The 20,477-nt window shown below is 63.1% G+C and carries 19 protein-coding genes and 1 tRNA gene; 11 read left to right on the top strand and 9 right to left on the bottom strand.

Going from position 1 to position 20,477, the window contains the following annotated elements; translation table 11 throughout:
* Positions 1 to 434: 434 nt before the first annotated feature.
* Complete coding sequence (locus tag CRO50_RS10745; RefSeq protein WP_143516900.1) at positions 435 to 1,196, bottom strand: hypothetical protein; 762 nt, start codon at positions 1,194 to 1,196, stop codon at positions 435 to 437.
* Between the two features lie 289 nt (positions 1,197 to 1,485).
* Between CRO50_RS10745 and CRO50_RS10740 the strand changes: the two genes are divergently transcribed.
* Both CRO50_RS10740 and CRO50_RS10735 read left to right on the top strand, forming a co-directional pair.
* Positions 1,486 to 2,343 carry a hypothetical protein gene (locus CRO50_RS10740; protein ID WP_198431762.1) on the top strand — a complete coding sequence of 286 codons (858 nt, stop codon included), beginning with the start codon at positions 1,486 to 1,488 and terminating at the stop codon, positions 2,341 to 2,343.
* 754 nt (positions 2,344 to 3,097) lie between these two features.
* A complete protein-coding gene (locus CRO50_RS10735; protein ID WP_143516899.1) occupies positions 3,098 to 5,152 on the top strand; it encodes a hypothetical protein in 2,055 nt (684 codons plus the stop codon).
* Positions 5,153 to 6,025: 873 nt separating this feature from the next.
* Here the strand turns inward: CRO50_RS10735 and CRO50_RS10730 are convergent.
* The 3 genes from CRO50_RS10730 to CRO50_RS10720 all read right to left on the bottom strand — a co-directional run bounded on the left by CRO50_RS10730 (position 6,026) and on the right by CRO50_RS10720 (position 8,483).
* Positions 6,026 to 6,448 carry a DUF6538 domain-containing protein gene (locus tag CRO50_RS10730; RefSeq protein WP_097145880.1) on the bottom strand — a complete coding sequence of 141 codons (423 nt, stop codon included), beginning with the start codon at positions 6,446 to 6,448 and terminating at the stop codon, positions 6,026 to 6,028.
* A 123-nt stretch (positions 6,449 to 6,571) separates the two neighbouring features.
* A tRNA-Leu gene (locus CRO50_RS10725) sits at positions 6,572 to 6,658 on the bottom strand.
* Between the two features lie 190 nt (positions 6,659 to 6,848).
* Positions 6,849 to 8,483, bottom strand: a complete 1,635-nt coding sequence (locus tag CRO50_RS10720; protein ID WP_097145879.1) for a peptidoglycan-binding domain-containing protein — start codon at positions 8,481 to 8,483, stop codon at positions 6,849 to 6,851.
* Positions 8,484 to 8,567: 84 nt separating this feature from the next.
* On the opposite strand from CRO50_RS10720, the gene lipB reads away from it, so the two are divergent.
* The 4 genes from lipB (at position 8,568) to CRO50_RS10700 (ending at position 12,234) form a co-directional block, all read left to right on the top strand.
* The gene (gene lipB / locus CRO50_RS10715; protein WP_097145878.1) at positions 8,568 to 9,260 is read left to right on the top strand and encodes a lipoyl(octanoyl) transferase LipB; all 693 of its coding nucleotides are present in this window, start codon (positions 8,568 to 8,570) and stop codon (positions 9,258 to 9,260) included.
* Positions 9,261 to 9,372: 112 nt separating this feature from the next.
* Positions 9,373 to 9,816, top strand: a complete 444-nt coding sequence (locus tag CRO50_RS10710) for a c-type cytochrome (RefSeq protein WP_097145877.1) — start codon at positions 9,373 to 9,375, stop codon at positions 9,814 to 9,816.
* A gap of 214 nt (positions 9,817 to 10,030) precedes the next feature.
* Positions 10,031 to 11,701 carry a cytochrome c oxidase subunit I gene (ctaD, locus tag CRO50_RS10705; protein ID WP_097145876.1) on the top strand — a complete coding sequence of 557 codons (1,671 nt, stop codon included), beginning with the start codon at positions 10,031 to 10,033 and terminating at the stop codon, positions 11,699 to 11,701.
* A gap of 62 nt (positions 11,702 to 11,763) precedes the next feature.
* Entirely contained in the window at positions 11,764 to 12,234 is a 471-nt protein-coding gene (locus CRO50_RS10700) for a DUF2244 domain-containing protein (RefSeq protein WP_097145875.1), read from the top strand.
* Here the strand turns inward: CRO50_RS10700 and CRO50_RS10695 are convergent.
* Positions 12,231 to 12,410 (bottom strand): DUF3008 family protein, encoded by a 180-nt coding sequence (locus tag CRO50_RS10695; protein ID WP_097145874.1) that lies wholly within the window; start codon positions 12,408 to 12,410, stop codon positions 12,231 to 12,233. The two genes, CRO50_RS10700 and CRO50_RS10695, sit on opposite strands and share 4 nt — an antisense overlap.
* 140 nt (positions 12,411 to 12,550) lie before the next feature.
* Positions 12,551 to 13,012, bottom strand: coding sequence for a GatB/YqeY domain-containing protein (locus tag CRO50_RS10690; RefSeq protein WP_097145873.1), 462 nt, complete (start codon positions 13,010 to 13,012; stop codon positions 12,551 to 12,553).
* Positions 13,013 to 13,241: 229 nt separating this feature from the next.
* Here CRO50_RS10690 and carA point away from each other — a divergent pair, with 229 nt between their 5' ends.
* Positions 13,242 to 14,402 (top strand): glutamine-hydrolyzing carbamoyl-phosphate synthase small subunit, encoded by a 1,161-nt coding sequence (carA, locus tag CRO50_RS10685; RefSeq protein WP_097145872.1) that lies wholly within the window; start codon positions 13,242 to 13,244, stop codon positions 14,400 to 14,402.
* Between the two features lie 255 nt (positions 14,403 to 14,657).
* A complete protein-coding gene (locus CRO50_RS10680; RefSeq protein WP_232617668.1) occupies positions 14,658 to 16,487 on the top strand; it encodes a glycosyltransferase family 2 protein in 1,830 nt (609 codons plus the stop codon).
* On the opposite strand, the gene CRO50_RS10675 is transcribed toward CRO50_RS10680, so the two are convergent.
* The gene (locus CRO50_RS10675; protein WP_097145870.1) at positions 16,484 to 17,131 is read right to left on the bottom strand and encodes a GntR family transcriptional regulator; all 648 of its coding nucleotides are present in this window, start codon (positions 17,129 to 17,131) and stop codon (positions 16,484 to 16,486) included. The genes CRO50_RS10680 and CRO50_RS10675 overlap by 4 nt on opposite strands.
* 102 nt (positions 17,132 to 17,233) lie before the next feature.
* On the opposite strand from CRO50_RS10675, the gene CRO50_RS10670 reads away from it, so the two are divergent.
* The 3 genes from CRO50_RS10670 to CRO50_RS10660 all read left to right on the top strand — a co-directional run bounded on the left by CRO50_RS10670 (position 17,234) and on the right by CRO50_RS10660 (position 19,408).
* Positions 17,234 to 17,878 carry a pyrimidine 5'-nucleotidase gene (locus CRO50_RS10670; protein WP_097145869.1) on the top strand — a complete coding sequence of 215 codons (645 nt, stop codon included), beginning with the start codon at positions 17,234 to 17,236 and terminating at the stop codon, positions 17,876 to 17,878.
* Positions 17,879 to 17,950: 72 nt separating this feature from the next.
* Positions 17,951 to 18,193 (top strand): hypothetical protein, encoded by a 243-nt coding sequence (locus tag CRO50_RS10665; protein WP_097145868.1) that lies wholly within the window; start codon positions 17,951 to 17,953, stop codon positions 18,191 to 18,193.
* A gap of 15 nt (positions 18,194 to 18,208) precedes the next feature.
* Positions 18,209 to 19,408: a UbiH/UbiF family hydroxylase gene (locus CRO50_RS10660; RefSeq protein ID WP_097145867.1), complete on the top strand. Its 1,200-nt coding sequence runs from the start codon at positions 18,209 to 18,211 to the stop codon at positions 19,406 to 19,408.
* Between the two features lie 96 nt (positions 19,409 to 19,504).
* Here the strand turns inward: CRO50_RS10660 and CRO50_RS10655 are convergent, their stop codons facing one another.
* Positions 19,505 to 19,981 carry an Lrp/AsnC family transcriptional regulator gene (locus tag CRO50_RS10655; protein ID WP_097145866.1) on the bottom strand — a complete coding sequence of 159 codons (477 nt, stop codon included), beginning with the start codon at positions 19,979 to 19,981 and terminating at the stop codon, positions 19,505 to 19,507.
* Positions 19,978 to 20,433: an Lrp/AsnC family transcriptional regulator gene (locus tag CRO50_RS10650; protein WP_097145865.1), complete on the bottom strand. Its 456-nt coding sequence runs from the start codon at positions 20,431 to 20,433 to the stop codon at positions 19,978 to 19,980. Before CRO50_RS10650 ends, CRO50_RS10655 begins: the two co-directional genes overlap by 4 nt.
* Between the last annotated feature and the right edge of the window lie 44 nt (positions 20,434 to 20,477).

Genomic DNA, 20,477 nt, shown 5'->3' with positions numbered 1-20,477 from the left:
GGGCTCACCCCGTGGGAGTATCACCAACGGTCAGTAGAGGACCAAACCCTGAACAGAGCGAACTAAAAAACGCGGACACTACGGGGAGCACGTCATGCGGCAGAGAAAACCGAAGTGTCCTATGGATTCATGACTAGATCAATGACCAGCATGGACTCGAAGCGAGCATGTGCGGCACAGTGGCGAAAGTCTAGCGACCAAGGCCGCACTCGATCACACTTCCGGCCCAGAGCCGACCTTCACCGAAGGCTTGTCGCTGCAGTGCGGCTTCCCCAAACCGGTCAAACACCGCACCGCGCAACACTGACAAGCGGCGGGAGGTCGGTAGTGCTGGACCTAGTGGACTTGGCTACCACCCAAGAACTTGACCTTGGAAGGCTTGATGAAATTGGAGCACGGAATTGCCAATCTAATTGAAAGATGTCCCCAAACGATCATGAGCGGACGTCAATCGCTGTATCCAAGAGGCCTTTAATGCAACCACTCTTAACCATGTAGAGATCCTCCGCTCCTGCCCGCACAGTGACACCTGCGAAATATGCGACGAAATCCTTACCTGATCGTTGGATGACGAAGTTCGGCCCTCCGCTGAGCCCATCAGGACTGAACGTCAACTTCTGCAGTGGCTTTAGGTGGAGCAACGTCTCATCCGGCGGCTGACGGTGGGCTTTCAATGTCGTTGCGCGGCGGCGCGATCCAATGTGGTTCTTGTCATGGAGCTCGTATAGCTGGTCCTTCGAGGGATACCCGTAGTTTAGCACCGCGACTATAGCATCGCTCATACAATCCGGCGGAAACTCCCCAACTTTGAAGAACCTCTGCCGGAGGGCTGGATGCTCTTCGCATGCGTCATTGAAGTTGAAGATTACGATGTCCTGCAAGTCATGCAGCATACCTTCGGCGCCGCTACGCAATGCTGTGTAACCAGACGATGTCACAGCAAATTCACCGTCCTCCGTGAGCATACTGATGTCTTCGGGGTCAACACCCTTGATCTGGTGGCCTGTGCAGAGCACAAGATATTGATCTCGATAGATTAATGGCGTCGCCGAGCCAAGCAAGGAGACACGAAAGGTCTCGTCGTGTGTCCAGACGAAAAGATTGAAGCTATACTGGCCAAGTATACGCTGCACGTCACGCGCGAGCACGTATAGGCCGTTTACGGAGACGGCGGTGTCCAGTGTTTCAATTAACACTCTGCAATTCCCACGCCCCCACAGCAGCTTCACTAGCCGCACTTCCTTGCTTTCGATGCCACACTTTACATCCGGAGTCACTTGACGAGATTGGCCGGCATCTTAAGTGCTCGAACCGGTCATGCGCCGCCGCCGCAGCCAGGACCTGCCTCCATGATGATCGGCTCGGCATTCGCGGCCCTGACCTGCCGTTCGCAATTTTTCTGACCGTAGGGCCGCGGCCTCCCATAGCGGACCTTCAAGTTCTCGCCTAAGGTCCAGCCATTACCACAGAGAGGTTTCACGATTGGTGAGGCGCAAGATCCCGAAAACTCCCAAAAACAACCCGCCCGTGAGTCAGGGCACAAGGTTCCCGTTTCAAGTCTCGATTGTGGCGTGGGGAGATCTCCTCGGCTACGGAGGCAAAATCGCCGAAGCAGCCTTCAATCCCATGGATGAACGCGCGAAATCCAGCATTAGTCGAATGCGCGAGTTTCATCGCATCGTGGCAGAACACAGCAGCCGACATTTTCCGAGTCTGGTTATAAATGACGGCGTCGCAGCCTTCCGTGACCTGTCGTTGCGGAGCCGTTCCAACGGTCACGAATTTTTGGAAAAAAGCTGGGAATTGTTTAATGCGATCAACGCCCTTGAGGCCAGGCGTGGTGATCCGGGGATTAGAATGGTCGTTGCATGTGGCTTCCGGATGAGAGGACGAAGGGCCAAGACCGAAAGCGACCATAGCAAGGTGAACTCCATCCTTCACCGTTTCCGTGAAGGACAAATGAGCGCTGAGCAAGCAATACGGGAAGCGTCCACTGCAAGACCGTCCTTTGACGTCGTGCCTCAACTTCAGGCAAACTTCGCTTTCACAAAGGCATATGTTGCCGAAAGCTCTGGAAGCGGCGGGGGGCTTCCCGGTTCGAATTTCTATCTCGACACCGCCTTACTCTTGGACCCGACCTGCGCATGGCCCAGTGGTGAAAACGGGATTATGTGGCGACACAACACGCTTGGACTGGACACCGAGTTCCGGAGAGTTACCAACCTTCCAAAGGTAAAAAATCCTGAAGGGGCAGCTTCTGAGATGAGGACGGGCCTTGAGGTAGCACAGTTCCTCGCCGGAGACATTGATGTCTTGGAAGCGCTTAGGTCCTCGTCTAAGTAGATCTCGGCCCTGACTGGACGTACTTGAGCATGAAACGCGCCGCAGTGCAGCTTTGCCAAAGCGGTCATTCAGGAAGGCACTTGAAAAACGATACTTTAGAACTCATATCAGGGTCTCGAGTTCTTTCGGCGGAAACGCCGTGTGGGAAACGTCATGCTCTTAAGTCAATAATTGCTGTTTTGCTTCTGGCGACCGGCATCCTCTACGCATTTGGAACTTTCGGCATTGGGCCGATGTCAATCATAGGAGGACTTGCCATGGGAACAGAAATCAACTCACTGATTGGAAGCTTTAGCATCGGATACAGCGCAAGCCACGTCTGCAACTTGACGTTTTCGCCGAAAGGGCTTGGTAGGTAGCACTCCCTCCAAAGGGCTAGGCCACCCTCTGCTGCCTTTCGACCACCTCCACAGCGACCTCCGCTTTTCTCCTTACTCTCGGTCACTCGACAGCTCTACGCCAGCCTTGAAAGGCGCCGTTTCGTCCTGCTCCACGACTGGTGGAGCAGCTATCGATCCGTTGCCAGGCAACTACATGGTTGCAGGCGCTCATTCAGAAGACTGTCTGGGCGAAATATACGGACGGGTCTAGTGAGCGATAGACTCACACATCATACTGTCTGCGACGGTGCCCAATACAAAAAGAGCATAATGTGATGCAGACGTCGTTAGTCTCCGACCTCATCGGCAGCTTGCTTTCTGCCAAGACACAAACCTCCATGGTATCCCTGCTCCGAAAGGAGGAGAGACCTCCAGTGACAAAGGCGCTTTCGACAGACGTAAAGGCGCATGTATCTGTGCTCGCGGAGCACCTAGCTGAAAATCGGCCGCGTGAAGCGATAGCGACTGCTATGGCGATGATCTTCCTTGAACCCGACCATGCCATTTCCTGTATGCGGCGCAATGGCGTGCTCCGCGCGTCGCGATACGAATACAGAGGTTCCCTGATTGGCAGGATCGCTAAGGCGGTACTCGGCGTCCGTGACGTTTTCGCCATGTCGCCTGATCGGATCGCTTACCTCGAGTCAGTCGAGGCGCTGACGTGCGTCGCAGGAAACGCCCGAACGCTGAAAAAAGAAATCGAAATGAAGGTGAGGGCGCACCGTTCGGTGGTGCTGAAAACTGTCTTCGTATTGATCAACAATCTTTTCTATCGTGAATGGATTAAGGACCACGAATCCAGTTCGTTAGATAGTAGGCGTTACTCTTCCGAGGAGTACGCTGAGGCAGCATCGTTCATATTACATATCTATGCGTCGATGTTCCCGGTCGATGGTATGTCCTTCGCACATGTGGACACCGATGCCGCGGGAAAAAATGCGCTCGTCTATGAACGACTGTTGGTAGCCGCAATTCGTCTGGCGAAATTCAGGGAGGCGGAGCAACTCATCGATGGGTTGCCATACCGTGCGGACCGCAAAGAGGAGGAGGTCACGATCTCCTCAATTGATCCGGACGTCGAGCGTGCGGTTCGCCTTGGCTTCATACAGCAGCGAATCCAAGCTTTTATTCGGCAGTTCCACTTGCAGGAAGCAGATCAGCCAATTTCTATTCGAACGCTGATAGACACGGGGTTTGACCGCGGCAGCTTCGACAATCTGCTTGAGATTAAAGATCATCCCGTAAGACGCTTCGTTCTGCTGATGCCTGCAATCCCGGTAGTCTTCGATGCCTGGTTCGCAACCGATGAGCTGTTTCGCGATGAGATCCAGATGCTCATGGAACTGGACGTCGACCACTTCGGAACGTTCGATGACCTTGTCTTCCCCATCACAGACCGAATCTCATCGCTGGACGTCCTCAAGACGCAGCGCTACTTCAACTTCATTAGCTGCGCGTACCAGCGTCGGCTGGCAGATATCTCAAACGCAGTCGAGCGCGAAGAGTTGACGCTGACCTCGACACTCTTGGCTATTTCGCACGAGGCGATGGTTGAGCAGATGCAGCTAATCCTTGGCACCGAGGATAAGGCGCGTGAAGTTATCGAGCTATTAAAGATGGTTCCTGGAGATGGGCATCTCGATCTCCAATACCGTCCATTTGTAGACGTCGGCGGCTACTACATGATCGCCCCGCATGTTGTGGCGGTCTCCAACCTCGTCCGCAACACCATTGTCGCCAACGGCTTCCGGTCGGCAGCGATCGGTTCGAAGGACCTCATGGTTCACTCTGTCGCCGACGCGCTCCGCTCCGCTGGGTTCGAGGTCGAAAGCGACTTGAAGTCGAAGATCGCCGGGCAAAAACTGGAACTGGATATCGTCGCAAGACGCGATGATGTGCTCATCCTTCTCGAATGCAAGAATGCTTATCACCCTGTGTCTGTGCATGAGGCGCGAAACAGTTGGGACCATATCCGCAAGGCCGGGAAGCAACTCGACATACGGCAAGACATTTTTGCGGACCCCGCGAACCAGTCAAAGCTATTCGAAAGACTTGGCTGGAAGGAAAATTCAAAATGCGTTGTTCATACCGGCATTGTCATTGCAAACCGGGTGTTCCACGGAGCCAGTCTCAACGGGCACCCGATCCGGCAAGCGCACGAACTGATCAATGTGCTGACAAACGGGTGCATCACCGCGAGAAAAGGGCCGGAAGAGGAAAGTTTGTCATTCTGGATCGGGCCCGATTTTCAGACTGCCGACCTCACCACATATCTTGGCCCAAAGTCCATCGCTTCCGACCAGTTGGCGGCGCTTGATGCCCGATCCTGGCACTACTCGATCGGATCCCGGGAGCTTGCCTTCTCCTCATACGTCCTCGACATGGTCAAGCTCGACAAGGAAATGAGGGAGCGGTACAAGTCCAAATGAAGAAAATCGCGCCAACGACGTAAGCGGTAGGCATTTCCTGCGTAGTTCTGCGGGTTCATTTTCCAAAAAGTTAAGTGCCTTTGCGTGGCCTGCTGCCGTCTCCCGTAATGAAAGGGAGGCTGAAAGTCCGCTTCCACGGAAAACTCGAGGCGCTTTCGCGCCTGCAGCTAATGTCGGCTTCCCGCCCGTCGTGGCGATGCCAGGCTCGTGCGTGGCTCAGGGAACTGGTGCCGGTCCTTCGGCGCTTGATGCTTGAATTGACGGTATCTGACCGAAACTCTGTGGAATGTCACAACAACCGCTCCCGCCGCACAGCGTAGGCTGCCTATGTCAATTTGAACTTGAGTTAAGTCGCCGAACAGAGCGAACCGCAGATTGTACCAACAGTCTCGAGCTGGAGTATGCCGCGTGAAGTCCCCTAGCTGTTTTCAGCCCACTGTTCATCCATGAAAGCTTTTAACTCAGCCTCGCTCAGAGTCGCCTCAGTTGATATCGCTCGCGCACGTAGCTGCACTGACGCAATGCGCTCCATCAGGTTGCTTGGCTGGCCGCCTGGCTGATCATCAGATTGTGTCGGCTTCCGCACTAGCTTACCCTCCTGAGACCTAAGACCCGAGGGCAATTCTATCAGAATTTTGCTGACGATCAAATTTCTGGGGTGTTTGAAAGCTAGTACTTTCGCCGGGTCCCAGAGACCGGCGAAGTGCGCCTAACGCAAAGGCGCGAAGCGCTGCGATAGTTGATGTCTCCGCGCTTCACGCCTTCGCTATCCCAGCCTTCGTCGTAGCAAGCGTCAGCCCACTCAAAGCGAGTGTCATCTGTCTTGAAAAGCCCTGACGGGTTTCCACGCCCACGTGTGTCGGGTAGCTCTGCCTATGCGTGATGATTTACGTGTCGATCAGCAGCGCGAAGGAACGCCGCCTGCACCTCATGCTCGCGCATCTTCCTACCGGCCTCGAATACCCCCCCTGCCTTGCGGATCGCCTGCCGCTGTTCGATTGGCAGGGTCTTCACGTTCGCCTCTACCTCGTCAAGAAGCGCAGCTTGCTCCTTGTTCGAGAGGTCAGCAAATACCCCCACCCGTGCGGACACCGAGTCGAGCTGGCGGGCCATTTGGTCCAACTCCGCGAGCATCGCCCGCGCCAGTCGTCGGGCTTCGTCTGGGTCTTTCGTCCTCATGGTCCCGCGCTTGAATTCAGGCAGGCCGAAGGCCTCCCGCAACCGTTTCGGGATTCTCTTGTGATAGTGCCAAGTCTCGCCAATGAGCTTCGCACCTTCGACACGAATTTCAGACATCCGACCCCCTTTGTGCAAAGCGTGTGCAAAGCCTGTGCAAGAAACAAGAAAACCCAAGCCCCCGGAGGGGCCTGATTTTCAAGGGTTTCTTGTATTTCAGGGGGGTTATCTCTGTAAAGAGATTGGTGCGGTCGAGAAGACTCGAACTTCCACGGGTGTTACCCCACAGCGACCTCAACGCTGCGCGTCTACCAATTCCGCCACGACCGCACGTGATCTGGTAGGTAGCGGGCGTATAACGAGCAGCGTGGGCAATGTGAAGAGCAAAATCACCCGGAGCGGACGGATTTTCCCACCTGCCCCGCCACCCCCCTTTTTCCATTGATCCAGACGCGCGCGGCACGGCGCGAAAAAGGCCGGTCCAGAGGGGGACCGGCCCTTGGGGGAAACCGGAAAGGGCCTAGTCGCTGATGGTGAAGGTGGGCAGGCTGGTGGCCACCGGCGCATCGGTGGCAGGCGGGGTTCCAAGCGCCGCGGCCCGTAACAGCGCGGTTCGATCGGGCAGGCTTGTGCCGAAGACGGAAGGCGCACCACCCTCGAGCGCCTCGATGGACAGGCGATACCAGCCGGTGGCGGCCAGCGGATTCTTCTCGGCGCCGAAGCCCTTGTTCAGGTGATGGGCCACGAGCTCGGCATAGGGGGTCTCGCCCAGGCCGACCATATGCAGCGCAGAGCCAAGCGCCACGGCCATGTTGTCGTCGCGGTAGCCGGAATAGAGGCAGATCTTCGCGGTCGCCTTCAGCTGATCCGCCGCCAGCCCCGAGGTGGCCGCATATTGCGCCACATCGGCCACCACCTGCCGTGCCGGGACGCTTGCCAGGCGCGAGACATAGGGCGCCAGCAACGGCTTGAAGCCGGCACATTGCCCGGCCACCGCCGCCGGGGTCAGGCCCGGAACGCGTTGCAGCATCTGCTCGCCTTCCGTCTTGGCATAGGTCCGCGCGAAGCAGAACTGCTCTCCCAGGGCGATGGCGGGGTCTGACATGGTTGCAACCGTCATGAAGCCGCCGTTGGACGAGGTCCCAAGCCCAACCTTCTCGCAATAGCTGGCAAGGGAGGGCGCGGGCGCAGGCTGCGGGGCAAAGCTCGGCAGGGTCGCTGGCGGGGCCGGCTGAGTCGAGGGCTGCAGCGCAGGTGCTGCGGCCAGCTGTTGTGGCGGCGCGGCGGGAACCGAAGCGCCGGGCACCGGGGCAATGGTGCGCTGCGGCTGCGCCAGCGGGTCGTTCATCCGGCAGCCGGTGTGATCGCAGTGGAAGAAGCTGACCTGCACCGAATTGCTGCGCTGCGGGTTCATGAGATACTGGAACTGCCGCCGCTGGTAGCCCTGCGCCGAAGAGACAAAGAGCATCGTCGTGCATTGGCTGGCGCCGCACCAGAAGCTCGAGCCGGTCACGGAGGTGTCGATTATATAGTCGTTCTGGCCGTCGCCGTTCAGATCCGCGGTCTGGATGAAGCCCGCACGTTGCAACAGCTGTTCCGGCGAAGGCTCGGTGCTTTCGGCGATCTCGTCCACCGCATCCGAGACCTCGACCGGCAGGCCCGCATAGCCCATGCCGCCATGGCCCCTGCCCCCAGAGGCCCCGCCCCCGTCCCGCCAGAGCACCAGCAGACCGCGCGTCCCGTCGCGGGACTTGTTGAGCGACCGCGTCACATCAGGCCCGCCGAGCGCCGCACGGTTGTAGGAGCCGACCAGGTGATCACGCTCGAATGGCTGCAGCCGCCCCGTGGCAGGGAACCCCATGTAGCCCTGGTACTGCATGATCGCGCTGCGCGAGCGCGAGCCCAGCACGCCGTCGGGGGTCCCGGCGGCAAAGCCGAAGTAGTTGAGCGCCGTCTGGGTCTCGGCATTGCGCGAGCGGGTCGCCGAGGACACCCCAGGGGACGACCGCTTGGGCTGGCTGGCCCCGTTCATCAGGGCGCTGCCGATGATGCCGCCGACAATGGCGGCACCGAAGTTGTCCGCCATGGCAGACAGGGGTGCGGCAGCCAGCAGGGATGCCGCAAGCATCCCGCGGACAAAGGCGCGATAGGACATGGATCAAACTCCCCGATCGTACTAGATGAAGCTGGACTGATCGAATCCAGCATTGCCCGTGATCCGTTAATCGGAGGAGAAGATTTGGCGCAGCTTGACGTCTCCAAAAGCGAAAATCCGATCGAATGGATCATCTCCGCCGAGCCGGTCCCCTATGAAACGGCGCTCGCCGAGATGGAGGCCCGCGTGGCGGCGATTGCCGCGGGCGAGGCCTCGGAGGCGATCTGGCTGCTGGAGCATCCCCCCCTCTACACCGCCGGCACCTCGGCCCGAGAGGAAGACCTCGTCGCGCCGGACCGATTCCCCGTCTACGAGGCGCGGCGCGGTGGACAATATACCTATCATGGGCCGGGTCAGCGGGTGGTCTACGTGATGCTGGACCTCAATCGCCGCGGCCGCGACATCCGCGCCTTCGTCAAGGCGCTGGAGGGCTGGGTCATCGACACCCTGCGCGACTTCGGCATTCGCGGCGAGATCCGCGAGGGCCGCGTCGGCGTCTGGGTCCCGCGCCCCGAGAAGGCACCGGGCCCCGATGGCGCGGTGCGCGAGGACAAGATCGCCGCCATCGGCATCCGGCTGCGTCGCTGGGTCAGCTTCCACGGCATCTCGGTCAACGTCGAGCCGGACCTGGAGCATTTCTCGGGCATCGTGCCCTGCGGGATCTCGGACCACGGTGTCACCAGCCTCGTCGACCTGGGCCTGCCGGTCACGATGGAGGACCTGGACAGCGCGCTGATGGCCAACTTCCAGACCGCCTTCCCCGAACCCCAGTCCTGAGCGCCCGCCGGCCCCTGCGACAATTGGCCGACACGCATTTCCTGTGGTCCGGGGCGCTCTTGCCCTAGAGTTGGGGCAGCCAATGCAGCAACCCCGGATCGGAGGATAGACCATGACCCGATTTTTCACCCTGGCAGCCGCATGCCTCGCGCTGGCCGGCCCCGCCCTTGCCGAAGGCGATCCCGCCGTCGGCGAGAAGGAGTTCCGCAAGTGCAAGGCCTGCCATGCCATCGCCTCGGCCGATGAGGTCTTCGTCAGGGGCGGGCCGACCGGGCCCAACCTCTACGGCGTGATCGGCCGCACCGCCGGCACCACCGATTTCAACTACGGCGCCTCCATCGTCGCCGCGGGTGAAGCCGGGCTGGTCTTCGACGTGGACAACATCCAGGACTACATGACCGACGCCCGCGGCTTCCTGCAGACCTACCTCGACGACCCGAAGGCAAAGACCAAGATGACCTTCAAGATGAAGTCGAAGCAGGCCGACGTGGCGGCATATCTGGCGACCTTCTCGGATGCCGCTGCGGAAGCGGACAGCGAAGACGAGGGCTCCTGAACCCTCGGGGCCAGTTCCGCAAGGGGCCTGAGGGCCCCTGGGGCCCGGAAACGCCCCCGGCGCGACATCCAGTGGCATGCGCGCGGGGGAAAAATTTGATCTGCGTCAAATACGGCCATTGTCGGAACCGCGCGCCGATTATAGAAAGTCACTAATTTGCGAGCCCCGCGGAATGCCTTCCGTGGGTTTCAGACATTCTGACGAGGAGGCAAGCATGGCCGACGCAGCCGTTCAGGGCCACGGAGCCGAGGACGATCGCGGGTTCTTCACCCGCTGGTTCATGTCCACGAACCACAAGGATATCGGGATTCTCTATCTGGTCGTCGCCGCGGTGACGGGCCTGATCTCGGTGCTTTTCACTGTCTACATGCGGATGGAGCTGATGCATCCGGGGGTGCAGTTCATGTGCCTCGAGGGCGCGCGATTCTGGCCCTCCGCCGCGGAATGTACCCCGAACGGGCACCTCTGGAACGTGATGATCACCTATCACGGCGTCCTGATGATGTTCTTCGTGGTGATTCCCGCGCTCTTCGGCGGCTTCGGCAACTACTTCATGCCGCTGCAGATCGGTGCGCCGGACATGGCCTTCCCGCGTCTGAACAACCTCAGCTTCTGGATGTACGTGGCCGGTGTCGGCCTCGGCGTCGCCTCGCTGCTGGCACCGGGTGGCAATGACCAGCTGGGCTCGGGCGTCGGCTGGGTGCTCTACCCGCCGCTGTCGACCAACGAGGGCGGCTACTCGATGGACCTGGCGATCTTCGCGGTCCACGTCTCGGGTGCCTCGTCGATCCTGGGGTCGATCAACATCATCACCACCTTCCTGAACATGCGTGCCCCCGGCATGACCCTGTTCAAGGTGCCGCTGTTTGCCTGGTCCGTCTTCGTGACCGCATGGCTGATCCTCCTGGCCCTGCCAGTCCTGGCCGGCGCCATCACCATGCTGCTGACCGACCGCAACTTCGGCACGACCTTCTTCGATCCTGCCGGCGGCGGTGACCCGATCCTCTACCAGCACATCCTGTGGTTCTTCGGTCACCCCGAGGTCTACATCATCGTGCTGCCCGGCTTCGGCATCATCAGCCACGTGATCTCGACCTTCTCGCGCAAGCCGATCTTCGGCTACCTGCCGATGGTCCTGGCCATCATCGCCATCGGTGTTCTGGGCTTCGTCGTCTGGGCGCACCACATGTACACCGTCGGCCTGTCGCTGACCCAGCAGAGCTACTTCATGCTGGCGACGATGGTCATCGCGGTGCCCACGGGCGTGAAGGTCTTCAGCTGGATCGCGACGATGTGGCAGGGCTCGATCGAGTTCAAGACGCCCATGCTCTGGGCCTTCGGCTTCCTGTTCCTCTTCACCGTGGGCGGCGTGACCGGCCTGGTGCTGAGCCAGGCACCGGTGGACCGTGCCTTCCATGACACCTACTACGTCGTGGCGCACTTCCACTACGTGATGTCGCTGGGTGCCGTCTTCGCCATCTTCGCCGGTATCTACTTCTACTTCGGCAAGATGACCGGGCGCCAATACCCCGAGTGGGCAGGCAAGCTGCACTTCTGGATGATGTTCCTCGGTGCCAACCTGACCTTCTTCCCGCAGCACTTCCTGGGTCGCCAGGGCATGCCGCGCCGCTACATCGACTACCCGGAAGGTTTCGCGCTGTGGAACTTCTGGTCCTCGATCGGCGCCTTCGTGTCCTTCGCCTCCTTCGTGTTCTTCTTCGGTATCGTCTTCTACTCGCTGTTCCGCGGCGCGAAGGTGACCCAGAACAACTACTGGAACGAATACGCAGACACCCTGGAATGGACCCTGCCCTCGCCGCCGCCCGAGCACACCTTCGAGCAGCTGCCGAAGCAGGAAGACTGGGACAAGTCCCCGGCGCATTGAGCCCCGGATGACCGTTGAAACGAAGGGGCGCCCATGTGGCGCCCCTTTTGCATGAGGCCCCCATGCCCTACCGCTGGACCAGCGACACCGACCTGGAACTGACGCCGCACCGCTCCCTGCCGCCGCAGGGGTTCGCGGCCGTCATCCTGACCTTCTTCACCCTGGCGATGATTCCGCTCACGGCCTTCCTGGGCACCATGGCGCTCTGGGGCCTGCTGCCCTTCGCGCTGCTGGCAACCTGGGGCCTGTGGTGGGGGCTCAGGCGCTCCTACGCCGACGGGCTGATCACCGAGCAGCTGCGGATCGGCGAGGCCGAGACCCTGCTGACCCGCGACGGACCCCGCGACAGCCACGCCGAATGGCGCTGCAACACCTACTGGGTACGCGTCACGGATCACGAGACCGGCGGGCCGGTGCCGCATTACCTGACGCTGTCCGGCAATGGCCGCGAGGTCGAGATCGGCGCCTTCCTCTCGGAGGACGAGCGCAAGCGCCTGGGTCCGGAGCTGCGCGCCGCCTTCCGCCGCACCTAGGCGCGCTTCGGCAGGTCGTCATGCGAGGTCGAGGCCATCTCCTCGAGTTCCGCCTCGCTCATGTCGTCATACATCTCGCGCGAGGCGCCTTGCAGGTCATCTGGGTCCTGCTCGCCGCGCTTGGCCGCAAGGGCGGCGCCGGCGGCCTTTTGCTGGGCTTCGGATCGGGCTTTCATGAGGGTCCTCCTGCGATACCTCATGTCCAACCCGCCGCCGTGCCAAGGGGTTCCGCAAAGCCACCAGCCCCCTCCGGCAAAAGAAAAACCCCCGGCACCTGTCGGCGCCGGGGGTCTGATGTCTTGCAGGCCCGAAAGGCTCAGGAGGCGAGGCGTTGCTTCACCTTGGAGCCAGCGGCACCGAAGTCCATCTGTCCGGTATACTTCGACTTCAGCAGACCCATGATCTTGCCCATGTCGCGGATCGAGTTGGCCCCGGTGGCGTTGACCGCCTCGTCGATGGCCGTCTCGACCTCCTTGTCGGAAAGCTGCTTGGGCAGGAATTCCTCGATCACCTCGATCTCGCCCAGCTCCTGCTGGGCCAGGTCGATACGACCGCCTTCCTCGTATACCCTTGCGCTTTCCTGGCGTTGCTTGACCATCTTGCCGAGGATGGCCAGCACTTCGCCTTCGCCGACACCTTCCTCGCTGCCCTCACCCCGTGCCGCGATATCGCGGTCCTTGATCGCGGCGTTGATCAGCCGCAGGGTGCAGAGCCTGTCGCCGGCCCGGTCCTTCATCGCCTGTTTCAGAGCGGAATTGACCCGTTCCCGAAGTTGCATGTCGCGTCTACCCTCGCGTTGATTGCAGGTGCCCACCTTATAGAACGCCCCAGGGCGCGACAAGGTTTCCCGCTTGCGCCGCGCCGTCACGTAACGACAGCCTCCGTGCTGCCCGATCTTGCGTCAAATAAGCGCCCGTGACAGGCGTGGCAGGGGCGCTCTGCCCTTGACTGTCCCCCGGCGAAAGCCTAGCCATGCGCCAATTTGCCCATAGCTGTAAGAGTCGCCCATGCCCCTGTCTCAAGGACCGAAACCGACCGCCTGCCTCGCGCTTGCCGATGGGACCGTGTTCTACGGCCGAGGCTTCGGCGCCACCGGCGTCACCGAAGCAGAGCTTTGCTTCAACACCGCCATGACCGGCTACCAGGAGATCATGACCGATCCCTCCTACGCCGGACAGATCGTCACCTTCACCTTCCCCCATATCGGCAACACCGGCGTCAACGTCGAGGATGACGAGACCGCCGATCCCGTCGCCGCCGGCATGGTGGTGAAATGGGACCCGACCGAGCCCTCGAACTGGCGCTCCGCCGGAGAGCTGGGCGACTGGCTCGCCTCGCGCGGCCGGATCGCCATCGGCGGCATCGACACCCGCCGCCTGACCCGCGCCATCCGCGCCCGCGGCGCCCCCCATGCCGCCCTGGCCCATAATCCCGATGGCAACTTCGATGTCGAAGCGCTGGTCGCCCGTGCCCGCAACTTCGCCGGCCTCGTCGGCCTCGACCTGGCCAAGGACGTGACCTGCGCCCAGAGCTACCGCTGGGACGAGATGAGGTGGGCCTGGCCCGACGGCTTCCCCAAGCAGGAGAACGCCCGTTTCAAGGTCGTCGCCGTCGACTACGGCGCCAAGCGCAACATCCTACGCTGCCTGGCATCGGCCGGCTGCGACGTGACCGTCCTGCCCGCCTCTGCCACCGCAGAAGAGGTGCTGGCCCATGAGCCCGATGGTCTCTTCCTGTCGAACGGCCCCGGCGACCCCGCCGCTACCGGCGAATATGCCGTGCCGATGATCCAGGAGGTCATGAACCGCAGCAACATGCCGATCTTCGGCATCTGCCTCGGTCACCAGATGCTGGCCCTCGCCCTTGGCGCCAAGACGGTGAAGATGAACCACGGCCACCATGGTGCCAACCACCCCGTGAAGGAACTGGCCACCGGCAAGGTCGAGATCACCTCGATGAACCACGGTTTCGCCGTCGACAGCCAGACCTTGCCCGAGGGCGTGGTCGAGAGCCACGTCTCGCTCTTCGACGGCTCCAACTGCGGCATCCGCATGACCGACCGGCCCGTGTTCTCGGTGCAGCACCACCCCGAGGCCAGCCCCGGCCCGCAGGACAGCTTCTACCTCTTCGAGCGTTTCGTCGAATCGATGGGCGGCGTCCCCGCCTGAGACCTGTCATAGCACGGACAGATGGGCGGCCTTCGGGCCGCCCTTTCTCGTTCCGCCCCCGCGCCCGGCGCAGCCCTGCAAGGCCGATCGGACTGTCATCGTTAATGGCCAATTAACGAAGTCCTGCGAAACACATGTCGCTAGGACTTAAGGGGTCGTACATTAATGGCATCGAACCTGCGAAAGCTGGACGCGCAGCGCTCGATACATGTCGGTCCGCCCAGCTTTGGGGGGCTGGACCTCGGGCAGGCCGGCATGTTTCGCGAAAAACCTGCCCATTTTCTACCAGAAGCCGAAAGCCTCGGCTCCGCAGCCGAGCCAGCGGACCTGCGCAAGGCCTGGGTCTCGGGGGAGATCGACGAAGAGACTCTGCTGCGCGCGCTGGCCGGGCGGCACGGGCTGGAGCGCGTCGACCTGCGCAAGGCGCCCCCCGATCCTCAGCTGCAGGACCTGCTGGACCCGCAGTTCTGCCTGCGCCACCAGGTGGTGCCCTGGCGCAGCCACGACGGCAACCTGGTCTGCGCCACCGCCCTGCCGGAGCACTACATCGAGATCGTGGCCCGCCTGGCCTACCGGCTGCGCCGCGACATGCGCCTTGGCCTGCGTCCGGTCATCGCCACCCGTGCCGAAGTGCAGGAGGCGATCTCGACCCACCACCGGGCAGAGCTGGTGCAGAAGATGTCGACCCGTGTGCCCGCCTCGGAGAGCTGCCGCACCTGGTCGGCGACCCGACGCAGGCTGGCGCTGACCTTCACCCTGCTGGCCCTGCTGGTGCTGGCGCTGCTGCTCTACCCCGGAGCGGTGCTGGTGGCGCTGACCGGCTGGGCAGTGCTGACCCTGGCGCTGGCCATGCTGCTGAAGGGCACCGCCGCCGTGGTCCACCTGCTGGCTCCGCGACCCGCCGCCCTGCCTCCGCCCGGCACGCCGGATAGCGCACCGGACGGGGCATTGGACAGCGATCTGCCCCGCATCTCGATCCTGGTGCCGCTTTTCCGCGAACGCCACATCGCGGCGGCGCTGCTGAAACGGCTGCAATTGCTGGACTACCCGCGCGACCGGCTGGATATCGTGCTGGTGCTGGAAGAAGCCGATGCGATCACGCAAGAGACCATCGCCGGGCTGACCCTGCCGCCCTGGATACGGCCCGTGGTGGTGCCCAGGGGCGCGCCACAGACCAAGCCCCGGGCGATGAACTACGCGCTGGATTTCTGCCGGGGCGAGATTATCGGCATCTACGACGCCGAGGATGCGCCGGACCCCGACCAGCTGCGCCGGGTGGCCGCCCGCTTCGCCGCCGCCCCGCCCGAGACCGCCTGCCTGCAAGGCGCGCTCGACTACTACAACCCGCGCCAGAACTGGCTCGCCCGTTGTTTCACCGTCGAATACAACACTTGGTTCCGCCTAGTGCTGCCCGGCATGTCGCGCATGGGCTTTGCCGTGCCCCTCGGCGGCACCACGCTGTTCCTGCGCCGCAACGTGATCGAGATCCTCGGCGGCTGGGACGCCCATAACGTGACCGAGGACGCCGACCTGGGCATCCGCCTGGCCCGCCACGGCTTCCGCACCGAGCTGCTGGACACCACCACCGGCGAAGAGGCCAACTGCCGCGCCCTGCCCTGGGTCAAGCAGCGGTCTCGCTGGCTGAAGGGCTACCTGGTGACCTACCTGGTGCACCTGCGCCATCCGCGCCGGCTGCACCGCGAGCTGGGTCTGTGGCGCAGCATCGGCTTTCACGCCCATTTCATCACCGCCGCTTCGCAATTCCTGCTGGCGCCACTGCTCTGGTCCTTCTGGCTGATGCTGGCCGGCCTGCCGCATCCGCTGCTGGGACTGGTGCCCCCGCCCCTGCTGACCACCTGCGCCGTGCTCTTCTTCTGCGCCGAGATCCAGAATATCTCGCTTGGCCTGATCGCCACGCGTCGCAGGACCCACCGCCACCTCTGGCCCTGGGTGCCGACGCTGCACCTCTACTATCCCCTGGGGTGCCTCGCCGCCTACAAGGCGCTCTACGAGCTGGTGGCCAAGCCCTTCTACTGGGACAAGACCCAGCACGGGCTGTCGCTGAAGGGTGGCAAGGGGGGCTAGATGCCCTCTTCGCGCTCCGCGTCCAGCTTCAGCCGGGTCACATAGGCCTGGGAGATATGGCTGCGCAGCGCCTCGGCGGCGGCGGCCTCGTCGCGCGCGGCGATGGCGCGCACGATGGCCTCATGCTCGTTCAGCGCATCGCCGTCGCGGCCCTCTGCGGCGAGCGAGGTGGTGGCCAGCAGCGCCATGGAGCGATGAACCAGGTCCAGCTGCTGCACCAGGAACCGGTTGTGCGAGGCCAGGTGGATCTGGTGGTGGAACCGCTTGTTGGCCCGCGCCAGGGCGGAAGGGTCGCCCAGGTGACGGCGGTCGGCCGCCACCATGTCCTGCAGCACGCGGACCTCCTCGGCCGTGGCGTGACGGGCGGCCAGGCCCGCCGCCAGGGCCTCGAGCTCGGCGCGCACCACGTAAAGCTCGGCCAGCTGGTTGTGATCCAGCGAGGCGACGATCAGAGAGCGGCCGTCGCGGGCCAGCAGGCCCTGGGTCTCAAGCCGTTGCAATGCCTCGCGGATCGGCGTGCGCGAGACGCCGAAACGCTCGGCCAACTCGCTTTCCACCAGCCGGTCACCGGGGCGATAGAGCCCGATGTCGATCGCCTCGAGGATCAGCGAATAGGCATCGCCCTGCTGGGGTTTGCTGGCCATGAGACCTGGCTCCTTTCATAGTCGCGACACATTAGGCAGCGAGGCGGGTGGCATGCAAGGGCACCGCTTGTGCTTGCCCCGGCTCGGGGCTAGCGTCGCGCCATGCCAAAGAATTCCTTCGATCACGTCACCACCTGGGTTTTCGACCTGGACAATACGCTCTACCCGCCCGAGGCGCGGCTCTTCGACCAGATCGAGGTGCGGATGACCGATTGGGTCATGCAGGCCCTGGGGGTGTCGCGCAGCGATGCCGACCGCATGCGGCAGGAATACTGGCGCGACCACGGCACGACGCTGGCCGGGCTGATGCGGCTGCATGATGTCGACCCCGCCCCCTACCTGACCCATGTCCACGAGATCGACATGACCCACCTGGAGCGTGACCCCGAGCTGGCAGCGCATATCCGCGCCCTGCCCGGCCGCAAGATCGTCTTCACCAATGGCTCGGGCCCCTATGCCGAGCGGGTGCTCGAGGCGCGCGGTCTCGCCGGGCTCTTCGATGCGATCTACGGGGTCGAACATGCGGGCTTCCACCCCAAGCCGGACCGCGCCGCCTATGACACGGTCTTCGGCACCGACGGGCTGGACCCGGCCCGCGCCGCCATGTTCGAGGACGACCCCCGCAACCTGGTCGAGCCCTACGCCATGGGCCTGCGCTGCGTTCACGTGGCCCCCGAGCCGGTCGAGGCGCCGCATGTCCACTACAGCACCGACGATCTGGCCGGTTTCCTGAAGGCGCTGCTGTGAGCGACCGGATGTCGCTTTGCCCCCGGCGCCCTTTGACCCCATCTCAGGGGCAGGACACCTGAAGGAGACGCCATGACCACCCTTGCAGACCCCCATACCGCCCCGCGCCGCCTGTACCATTTCATCCCGCTCATCGGCTGGATGCTGCGCGATCTGGAGCGGGACTTCCGCGGCCATATCGGCTATGCGGCGCTCATCGTGCTGACGGCAATGGTGCTGGCGCTGAAGACCTGGGGGCTGGTGGCGCTCGGGCTGGCGGCGCTGGCCACGGTGCCGGTGATGTTCGTGGTGCTGATCCTGCTGACGCGGGGCTGAGGAAGGATGGCCGCTATGGGCGCTGATTTCGACATCGTGATCTCGGGCGGGGGCGTGGCGGGTCTGACTGCCGCCGCCGTCATGGGGGCCGAGGGCTTCCGGGTGCTCTGCCTCGATCCCGCGCCGCCGGTGACCGAGGCCACGGCGGCGGGTGCCGATCTGCGCACCACGGCCTTCCTGCAACCGGCCCAGGCGCTGCTGGCCGAGGCCGGTCTCTGGGATCATTTCGCCGAACATGCCGCGCCCCTGCGCATCATGCGCATCGTCGATGCCGGCGGGCCCGAGCCCGAACCGCGCGTCATCCGCGACTTCGATTCCACCGATATCTCGGATCTGCCCTTCGGCTGGAACCTTCCCAACTGGTTGCTGCGCCGCGAGATCCTGGCCCGGCTCGAGGCGTTGCCGAATGTGACCTTCCGGCCCGGCACCGGCAGCTCCAGCCTCTTCACCCGCGAGGCCCATGCCATCGTCGGGCTGTCCGACGGCAGCCGCGTGAAGACCCGGCTGGTGCTGGCCGCCGACGGGCGCAACTCGCCGATGCGGCAGGCGGCGGGGATCGGGGTTTCGACCCGGCGCTATGGCCAGAAGGCGCTGGCGTTCTCGGTCAGCCATCCCGAGCCGCACGACAATATCTCCACCGAGATCCATCGTTCGGGCGGGCCTTTCACCCTGGTCCCCTTGCCCGACCACGAGGGCCGCCATTGTTCGGCCGTGGTCTGGATGGAGGACGGTCCCCGCGTTCAGGAACTGGCCGCGCTGGAGGTCCCGGACTTCGAGGCCGAGATGAACCGGCGCAGCTGCCAGATCCTGGGCCCGCTGACCCTGCGCAGCCGTCGCTCTGTCTGGCCGATCATCACCCAGGTGGCCGATCACATGTCCGGCGAGCGCCTGGCGCTGATGGCGGAGGCCGCCCACGTGGTGCCCCCCATCGGGGCACAGGGGCTTAACATGTCCCTTGGCGACCTGCGCTGCCTGCGCGACCTGGCGCGCGCAGCCCCTGACCGGCTGGGCGACGCGCAGATGATGGCGGCCTATGACCGGGCCCGGCACCGCGAGGTGCAGATCCGGGCCGCCGGCATCGACGCGCTGAACCGCGCCAGCCAGATCTCGGCCCAGCCCCTGCGCGACCTGCGCGCGGCCGGTCTGGATGCGCTCTACGCCGCAGCGCCGGTGCGCAAGCTGCTGATGCAGATGGGACTTGGGGCGAAGGGGTAAGGGGGGCGCTGCCCCCTCTTGAGCCTTCGGCTCAATTCACCCCCGGAGTATTTTCAGCCTGGTGATGATGAAAGGGCGGCAGCGGCACGGTCGCCCCTAGAGCGGTCCGGGCAGGCGTTCTTCCGAGAGCATGACATTGGCATCGACGCTGCCGACGCCCGGCAGGGTCATCACGCGGCGACGCAGGACCCGCTCGAAGTCCGGCAGGTCGCGGGCGGCGACGCGCAGGCGGTAGTCGTAGACGCCCAGGATATGCTCGATGGTCTGCACCTCGGGGATGGCCGAGACCGCGCGCTCGAACTCCTCCAGAGAGGCGCGGCCCTTGGTGGCCAGACGTATCCCGAGGAAGACCGTCACCCCGAAGCCCAGTCGCTTCAGGTCGAGGTCCAGGCGACGGCCGGCCAGAACCCCCGCCTGTTCCATCCGCTTGATGCGACGCCAGGTGGCGGGCTGCGACAGGCCGAAGCGGCGGCCAAGGGCACCTGAGCTTTGCGTGGCATCCTCGGCCAGGGCGCGCAGCAGCTTGCGGTCGGTGTCGTCGAGGGCGAAGGCCTCGGTCGCAGGGCCGCTCATAGCGGCACCTGCTCGTCGAATTTCACCCGTGCCACATGCATCAGAGCGTCGATATCGGTGATATGCGGCAGGGTCAGGATCTTCTCGCGGTAGATCTCCTGGTAGTGCTCGACATCGCGGGCGATGATGCCGAGGCGGGCGTCGACCTGGCCCAGGAAGGTCTGGATCTCCAGCACCTCTGGGATCTTGCGGGCCCCGGCGGCGAAATCATCGAAGGCGCGCGGTGCGCTCTTGTCGAGCGTGATCCGCAGCGAGACCTCGACCGTGTAGCCAAGCGCGCGCCAGTCGATCACCCCGCGCACGCCCCGGATGATGCCCTGGGCCTGCATCCTCTCAAGCCGCCGCCAGCAGGTGGCGGGGGTCAGCCCGGCGCGTTCGGCCAGCTGCGCCGAGGAAGCCGCCGGGTCGGCCTGGTACTGGCGAAGAATGCGCCTGTCCGCATCATCGAGCATAACTTGTCCAACTTCATCCAGATGACGAATAGATATCTCACCTG

The sequence above is a fragment of the Pseudooceanicola antarcticus genome, from assembly GCF_900215355.1.
Taxonomy (GTDB): Bacteria; Pseudomonadota; Alphaproteobacteria; order Rhodobacterales; family Rhodobacteraceae; genus Pseudooceanicola; species Pseudooceanicola antarcticus.
The sequence above is the reverse complement of the archived record's forward strand: the minus strand, read 5'-3'. Positions and strand labels throughout refer to the sequence as shown.